Consider the following 8834-nt stretch of genomic DNA (forward strand, 5'->3'; position numbering starts at 1 on the left):
GCTAAACAAATCTTGTGGCAAATCTCAAGCACACTAACGGCACAATTAAATGGAATGAATTAACAGGTAACGCCTATCATGATACTGATTCACAAGGTTTTAATAAATTAACAGGCAATGGTTATCATAGTAACGGAGCTCAGGCCTATAACCGGTTAACTGGTAATGCTTATCATGCAAACGGGTTTCAAGCATACAACAAACTAATAGGCAATCCTTATCATTCTAATGGAGTCATTGCATTTAATAGATTAACCAATAGAGCTTATGACTCCAAAGAAGTTGTATTAAAAAAAAATTGTCAATTTCAGTTACAGTTTAGGCATTGGCATAGCTGCGTGGATGCTTCCCGTTTTTAAGATAAATGTTTATGAACGAAACATTGCTTACTATATTCGAAACTTTGCCACGATCAGCCAATTAGATATATTTAAAGTAATTCATAATATCCTATTAGTGGCCGCCAGCAGAAAGTGGAAAAAGGCTATTGAAAAACATTAAAGATTAATATTTTGGTTTTGACATATTATTATAATTTAATGGCATTTTGTCAGCGCTCGATGTGCATTTTTCAAAATAACTGACATGTAGTCAGCATATAACATTCAGTCTGTTATTTCCTTTAAATGGTACGTGAGTTGAGAAGCAAATACTAACAAACTATTTGACCATTAAACCAACAAACCTTTGAAATATTTTTGGCAATCTATTAGAACACGGTCTTACTGGAAATACGCATTGCTATCTGTCGATGGCGTTAAAACTTTTTTTGCTGTGTTGGGCGCTGTATGGCTGTTGTTTGAGATGATGAATTTTTTCAAAGTCTTTAATCCAGAAACACTTCCGTCTTACAGCTTTATAACACTGATCTTTATCTCTATCCTCATTGTCATAATTACCAGGCCACCAATTTCTAAGATCATCTATAAACATTCAAGCCAAGATCTTCAAATTGAAGTTCGCATCGGAGATTTGTTCGCAATTAAAGGCCAGAAAGTCATTAGTACAAATACCACTTTCGACACGGATATAGCTAATGGTGTTATTGCTGCAAATAGCCTTCAAGGGCAGTTTACAAATAAATATTATCCACAGCAGATACAGGTTTTAGATCAGAAATTGGATCAAGATTTGGCAAATATCCCCTCAACTCACTATCAGAAGGTTAGCGGTAAGGACAAAAAATATCCTATGGGTACTACTGTCAGGATCGATATTGCCTCGGAAATTTTCTATCTGTTGGCCATGTCTGATCTAAACGTGAATAATACTGCTCAAACTACCCTCGATAATGTACTTAAATCGACAGAGGAACTTTGGGAATTTATCATTGCTAAGGGTGAAAATGAGCCTATCGTTTTACCATTGATTGGAACAGGTAGAGGCCGGATAACTACTAACAGAAAACGACTAATAGCAAGAATTGCCCAATCGTTCACTAAGGCATCTGAACAGCATATTTTCAGCAGTAAATTGGTCATCGTTATACATCCAACCGATGCTGAAAACTTTAACATCAATTTATTTGAGGTTAAAGACTTATTAAATCACTATTTACCATAACCAAATTAAACTTCAATAAGATGGCTTACAGAAACGGAACCTATATAGCGTTTCACGCAAATGGGACTAATGTACCCTACAACTCCGATATTAAATATTACAATCTCATTAAAGCTTGGTGTGGCAAGGGGGATGATTGTTTTAGCATAGTTAACAGTCATGATAAAACTGCAGCCGTACGTGATACCAGTTCTAAAGAAACACTAAAAAGAAGCTTGAGAGAACGCCTTAATAACAGTAAGAATATGCTGCTGATTATAGGTGAGACTACCAAATTCGATAATGATTGGGTGCCATTTGAGATAGAATACGCTGTAGATGTATGTAGGATGCCTTTGATCATTGCTTATGTCGACTATCAAATTGCTATTCGTAACCCGCGAGCACTTTCAGATACATGGCCTCCTGCTCTCAAATATAGGATCGAAAATGGCTCTGCCAGAGCAATACATATTCCGTTTAAAAAAGAGCCAATCAACGATGCTTGTGGACAATTTACGCACAATAATTACCCTAAAAATGGTGGTTTAGGCTATTATAATGATCAGGCTTATAACTTGTGGGGGATTCGGTAATCTAGCACTTAATTTTAATTCAAAGCTTATTATACTACTAGAGACTTTTCAATTACAAAATACCTAGTAGTGAGCTTCCAAAACTTCTCTACTAGGTATAAAATAGATTGAAATTATCGCATGCGAAAAAAATACATTAATTAGCTAATTTCTCATTCGTAAGTTGTGGATCAATCTCCATCATTTTCCGCTTTAGTTAGCCAGACGCATTAAATCGTTAATAAAATCGCTCGACATTAGGATGCCCATGTCATTCCACCCGTCTTAAGTAAAGAGCCTTAGAAAGCTTCTAAGGCACTTTCTTTTTTTATCAAAGTTTAATTTTTCTAATAATTCCACTCAATCCGTGCCTTTAATGGATAAACCCATAATCGATTTAACACGTCAAGCCATAAATTAGTTTAGTTTAAATTACTGATTATCATTGTCTTAGTTTTTTTTGCGAGCAGGGGTAGGTGAATTGGTTTCCAAAATAGTTATGATCAGCCTAGATTAAAACTATAAACTTTATTTTAGACACTAAAATCGTCCAGAAAACAATTTTAAATTCCTAATTTAGTGCTCATATTATATTTAATTTAACATTAAACGACTCTCCATCAAAATTAATCTGTTTGTCAAGCGGCTGCTTTCTAGATTGCTTGATATCAGTTTGCTTGCGTCTTGTTGCAGAATTCGTAAAAGAAAATCCGTAAATATTTAATGATTGAGAAGATTATTCCCTATTTGAAAGGGTTCAACTTAGACATAAAAAGTGTTCTACTAACTCTTATTGCACTGCCTTTGTTAATGGTAATTAGAAGAGTTGTAATAAGGTATGTCAAAGAGTGGGGCGAGTACACGATTGATGGAGTAATGTATTTGTTAAGTAGATACATTAAACAATCTGTAGCTTCGTCTTTAAGTTTAAGAAGGTATTGCAAACTCCAACTTGGGAATGATTCCATTAAGTATTTGCATATTCCCTCTTCCAGAGATCTCACAGTTGATATCGACAAATTTTTCGTTAATCTTACAATTAGCCACAGGGATGAAAATGAAAATGAGTTTAATCAATACGATTTCTTGACAATTGGAAATCGGGTGAAGGTTATGGGAGATCCAGGGTCGGGGAAATCATCTTTGATTAAGATGTTGTTGAGAAATACCTGTCGTTTAGGTCTTAAAAAACCTCGAAAAGCTAAATTGCCTTTTTTAGTAGAATTAAAGAATGTCATTCCACCAACGAAAACTAAAGACTACGGAGAGTGGTTCTTTAATTACATTAAACAAGAAATTAGTAAAAACAAAGTTTACAAGATACAAGAGTGTTTTGATAATTATTCGCTGAATCGAGGTCTTTTGATTTTACTTGATGGGCTTGACGAGGTGTCTTCTGCTAACTATTCTAGAATCTCTGACTGTATAAACGGATTGCACAATTATTTGAAGGACTTGAACGAAAATAATTCGATAGTCTTAACGATGAGAACTCAATTTTATCAGCAAATAAAGGTGGATTATGCATCGACCTTTCCTCATAGCACGTTTTTGAAGCCATTCACGCCATCAGATATTTATGAATTTCTCACTCGTTGGAGTTTCGAAAAAGACAGTGAAAATAATATATCGAGAGTCTATAGAGATTTAACTGATAAGCCTACCTTGCGAGAGATGTGTAGTAATCCACTTATATTATCTATGTATGTTGCTGAGGACCAAAACTCTAAGGGTGCTGTATCACCTGAATCTAGGACGCAATTTTATAAAAAAATTACTGAAGAATTAATAATTAAGAGAAGGTTAATGCAAAAATCAAATATCCCAAGTGCCTATAGTGCTTTAAAAGAACAAAGGGAGAAAATTTTGGGGAAGATTGCATTCGAACATCTGACTGATATTGAACAATCGAGTAACTCCTTAAAATACAAAAATGCAATTAAAACTATTAGAGAGATTCTGCAATGTGACTTCCAGAAAGCCGAAGCAGTATTTGATGAAATTTCTAAAGAAACAGGTCTGATTACAGAAGAAAGACAAAAAGAAACATTTAGATTTATCCATTTGACATTCTGTGAATTTCTTGCCGCCTTTGAAGCCTCGCAAGGTATTAATGATGGATGGAATAAGCTATTAAAATTTCACCGCAATTTCCTTATTACAGCAGAAGAAAAATCCAGATTAATTGAGGTTATACCATTTACTGCTGGTCTGCTTCCAAGGATACAAAGAGAACAGGCGTTATATGATGTTGCCAAGCTTAGTGATTCAACCTTAATGTCTAGATGTTTTCTTGAAACCAAACTTTATTCTCATAAAACTTGGCCTGATTTTATTGCTGATACGAAAAATAGCCTTCTGGTTGGAAGAAAGGCTGAAATAAACGAAAAATGGCTACAAGATTTACACGTTTTCAACGTAGTAGTACGAGATGCAAATCTATCTTCTGAAAGCATAAATACTATCGAAACGATTGATTTGAATGACTTCTATGAAAATTTAGTGGAAAATGATAAAATTTCACTAAATGGAATTCTTTCGTCATTTGCAATACAGGATGCTGCAGCTGTATTCCGCCTTGCCGAAGTCTGTAATATAAATCTTCGCAGGGATTTTCCTGCTCTCATAATACAAAATGCAGACCAGTTAGCGCTGTTAGGCCAAATTAAGGATCGGATGTTGAACAGTAATCAAAAAGAACTAGAAGAATGGGCGGCATTATTATCCGAGGCGGCAATTACTAAAAAGTTAGTTAGTGTTACACTTGATGATCAAAGCTATGATGATAAACTAGAATCAAAGATCAAAGGAGGGAAATACAGAATTTGGTATCATAAAAATATTTTATCCAAAACATTACTCACACAGTGTTTGACACTATCCTCAACTTTCATCCCTGATAACAAAATATTTAGATGCTTGAGCCTTTTGCAACAATTGAAAGCTCCTTCAGAAGTTAATTTTTTATTTTTGTTCAAAAGGACTCTTCTGTTTTTTATATTAATTCCGGCGCTATTAATGATGGTCTTCCCGTTAAGATATTTTACGTTACTTCCTAAGAAAGGTGAAATTCACTCCACACTAATGGAATTAATTGGGTTTATGCTCCTATATTTAACTACGTTGATAATGATGTTGTATATAAAAGACACTCGTACACGCTACCGAAAAGTGATCAATATCGATCTTACATCGATTGATAATTCTAACTTTATCAAGGTTATAACATTTATTGATAGATTTGGTGGAATAACCTTTGCTTCCAAAAAAGAAAATGCCGTAATCAAGGATTTGATCAAGCTTCGTGGAGATGATCTAAAGGAAAAATAGGTGTCTATTCTTGCAATAGATTGTCAGTAAACGGTTTGTTAATCCAATTATTAGATTTAAATTGTACTTGATGTTCAGATACCCAAGGTGTTTTTTGGAGTGCTTAAATGTATCGATTAAGCAGGTGATAATAATTTAAGTCTGATCCTTAACCTGGATGCGCGGGCTACTTCTTTATGCTGAATAAATTTTGCGAGTTGGATTGTGAAAAAAATGCTCATAATGTTTAGATTTTAGTTTTTACGGTGATTTTTATATAGCTTTATAGACGAAGTATCAGTTAACCTCCCAAAAAAATATACTTGACAATAAACCAAAACAACAAGAGCCAGCTACATGTACTTCCTGCCTTCAATGGAGATTGCCTGATTCTTAAAACATTTGATCGATCGGGTAATCCATTTACAATGTTGATAGATGGGGGTACAAGTGCGACCTTCGACCCAGTCTTGAAAAAGGAGATTAGGCAACTTGAATATATTGACGTCGTAGTATTAACGCACATTGATTCGGACCATATCGGTGGGCTCATCAAATACGTTAAAAGTGCAAACTTTGATCATGAAAAAGTGGGCCAGTTTTGGTTCAACTCTAAAAATCTTCGTTTTGTAGGAGATGGTAGCAATATAAGCTACGGGCAAGCCAAGACACTGGAAGAACTTTTGATCGACCATCAGGTACCCGCCGAAAAAATCAAAACAGATATTTATGTAGGCAGTGTACCGGCATTACCTGATGGTATTGAGATTGAGCTATTATCTCCAACATTAGAGGTGTTGGGTAAGCTTGAGGAGAAATGGCCAGAGTTGTCCGATGAATATAAAGAGAAAGTTAAAACCCTGCAGATTTCTGGTTTAAACCCCTCCCAAATTCCCAGGGGTGAATTGTTAGCTTTGGCCAGTGCCGAGGATACACCACAGAAAACAATCCTCGGGGATATCGTTAATAGCTCCTCAATTGCTTTTGTTTTAAGAACCTTCGATTTGAAAATTCTCTTTCTTGCCGATTCGCATCCCCATCAAATAATGAATGAATTGGATAAGACCTATTCTTCAACGAACAGGCTTGCTGTCGATCTGGTAAAAGTATCCCATCATGGTAGTAAGAACAATACAATGAACTGTATTCTGGATGTTTTGGATTGTGACCGCTACATTATTTCCACTAATGGTGGAAGCTCAGACGACACCCATCCCGACAGGGAAACAATTGCCAGAATTATCCACCATCCCGAGCGGGCCAGCGATGAATATAAAAAAGAGAGAAAAATCTATCTCAATTATGCCCTCGAATCTATTGAAGGCAAGTCAGGCAAATTTATAGAGGCTGAAGATTTCAAAGTCGGGAATTGGCAGTTGCTGGAGAAGACAAATATATTTGAACATGAGTGAGCAGTTATTAACAGAACCTTGTGTCAGGGTATCGATCATCGTTGATGGCGAAAAAGTTAGCCATGGAAGTGGAACCATGGTCAAAGGGACTGATGGTTTCTTTATCATCACCGCCTATCACTGCGTGCATTTGGGTGGCAGCGTTGCTGAAAACCTTGATTTAAGTACCGTATCGGTTGAAAGGCAAGCAAGCTTTAATTCACCCTTTAAGAAAATGGAATGCACACAACTCGTGGCTTTCGATGATAGAGCGGATTGGACCTTGCTAAAGGTAAACCACGATGATGTTGACAGTAGCTATCCAGACATCTTAGTTTGCAATAACTTTAAAGCAGAAACCCCCATTGATTTCATGGGGTTCCAAGATATCAATCAAGATCAGGCAAGGCCATTTAAGGGACGTGTCCTAAATGCAACAACTAATAACGAGTTTAGAATTACCCTATCAGGCCAGGATCGTTTCAAAGCCGGAGTGGATGATGCCAAGGGACTTTCGGGAAGCGGGGCGTTTATTATTAACGGTGGCAAGTTGTATCTGGCGGGGATTCTCAAGAGCGTACACGGGGATGAGGCATCCAATAATGATGTCAAATGTTGCCCCATGGTTGATATAGCCGAAAAGATCGGGATTGATGCCTTTGATATCTCCACAGAAACCTTTGGTGATGGTTGGGGTAGTGAACAGTTTGGAACTATTGAGGTTACAGATTCAAGAAATCTGATAGACAAAATCAGGGACGTTAACAACTCTATGTCAGAAAGGCGCATCCAGCGGTACTGCAGGGATTTAGCACTAGGTAAATCAGAGTTGTCAAATATTGATCAACGAGATCTAAGTGCAATAAAATATCGAGTATTTGAAGAGTGCCAGACTGAGCTTATTGAGTTTTTAGATCAGCACGAAAACGGCCAACTATCCAATGATGCCATCGCGGAAATGATTGGCCGGTTCACTGACAGAGCCATAGAAATCATTAAAGTCAAATCCAAGAGTTATAGGTATCCCGTGATTGATGATGACCTAATGCAAAAAATAGTTCTAGATCTGATCAACGAATGTTATCTTTCATTTGATGAGGAGGGAATTTATGCAGAGTAAAGATGCGGCAAGAAAGAGGTTAATGTTTATCCAAAAAGAAGACTACAATTTTTTGGCCTACAATACAATTCTTTTATTGGATGTTCTGGGGTGTACTTCTGAAACGCGGAAGTTTAAGGACTTCAGAAAAATTGCCTACCTCATTGATTTTATAAATGAGGGTGGAAATCCAGAATTGTTCGACCAGTCAGAACTGTCCAAAATATACCAGCGTGCACAGATCAAGAAGAAGCTTTTGCACCATTTATTGATTATCCTCAAGAACAGAAAACTTATTGGTGTCTCGGTCAACGGCGCAACCAAAACAATAGACCTGTGGTTGAACAAAGAATCTGTTCCAACGGCTTTTCTTACTGCCGATTTTTTCAGTAAAGAAATCGCAAATATTAATTCATTGAAGAGTTCACTCGGAACATTTAAGGGTTTTACGATTAAAACGCTATCAGATAAAATATTTAAACAAAATAACGTGTTGACATGGGAAGTCTAATCGTCAAAAAAGTAAGCTATGCTGGAGAAAATTATGTTTATAGTTCTCCAGAACTCCATACTGGTATTAATATCATTTTAGGAGACAATGGTTCCGGAAAGAGCACCTTTAGTTATTTTATCGAATATGGGTTTGGGGGAAAGGTAAAGCCTTTCATCAATGATGATGCAGATTCAAGGTATTCACTCATACTTGATGATGAGAACAATTATGTATTACTCGATATCCTAATTGACCAAATTCCTTATTCGCTCAAGCGGTTCATCAACACCCAGGATATATTTATTGAACGTGGAGAAATTGTCGAGAAGTATGCCCTAGACAGAAAGTCTGCTCCCTATATTTTCTCCGACTGGCTCTTGGCCAAATTAGGAATTCCCGTTTTTGAACTATACCTTGGTGCAACA

Annotated in this window: 8 protein-coding genes; all 8 read left to right on the forward strand. The window is 36.4% G+C overall.

Translation table 11 applies throughout. The features are described 5' to 3' along the window. The first annotated feature begins 14 nt into the window (after positions 1-14). On the forward strand, positions 15-359 hold the full coding sequence (locus R2S57_RS07775) for a hypothetical protein (protein ID WP_316844477.1): 345 nt from the start codon (positions 15-17) through the stop codon (positions 357-359). Between the two features lie 328 nt (positions 360-687). Beyond that, positions 688-1563 (forward strand): macro domain-containing protein, encoded by an 876-nt coding sequence (locus tag R2S57_RS07780; protein WP_316844478.1) that lies wholly within the window; start codon positions 688-690, stop codon positions 1561-1563. Positions 1564-1583: 20 nt separating this feature from the next. Further along, positions 1584-2138 (forward strand): TIR domain-containing protein, encoded by a 555-nt coding sequence (locus R2S57_RS07785; RefSeq protein ID WP_316844479.1) that lies wholly within the window; start codon positions 1584-1586, stop codon positions 2136-2138. A gap of 702 nt (positions 2139-2840) precedes the next feature. Then, a complete protein-coding gene (locus R2S57_RS07790) occupies positions 2841-5447 on the forward strand; it encodes an NACHT domain-containing protein (protein WP_316844480.1) in 2607 nt (868 codons plus the stop codon). Positions 5448-5749: 302 nt separating this feature from the next. Continuing rightward, a complete protein-coding gene (locus tag R2S57_RS07795) occupies positions 5750-6838 on the forward strand; it encodes a ComEC/Rec2 family competence protein (RefSeq protein ID WP_316844481.1) in 1089 nt (362 codons plus the stop codon). Then, positions 6831-7937: a trypsin-like peptidase domain-containing protein gene (locus R2S57_RS07800; protein WP_316844482.1), complete on the forward strand. Its 1107-nt coding sequence runs from the start codon at positions 6831-6833 to the stop codon at positions 7935-7937. The genes R2S57_RS07795 and R2S57_RS07800 overlap by 8 nt, the downstream gene beginning before the upstream one ends. After that, a complete protein-coding gene (locus tag R2S57_RS07805; RefSeq protein ID WP_316844483.1) occupies positions 7912-8427 on the forward strand; it encodes a hypothetical protein in 516 nt (171 codons plus the stop codon). Before R2S57_RS07800 ends, R2S57_RS07805 begins: the two co-directional genes overlap by 26 nt. Beyond that, positions 8415-8834: ATP-binding protein (locus R2S57_RS07810; protein ID WP_316844484.1), on the forward strand; the 420-nt coding region annotated here is incomplete at its 3' end. The genes R2S57_RS07805 and R2S57_RS07810, both read left to right, overlap by 13 nt.

This window comes from Pedobacter psychrodurus (genome assembly GCF_032678585.1).
In the GTDB taxonomy this organism is placed as follows: domain Bacteria; phylum Bacteroidota; class Bacteroidia; order Sphingobacteriales; family Sphingobacteriaceae; genus Pedobacter; species Pedobacter psychrodurus_A.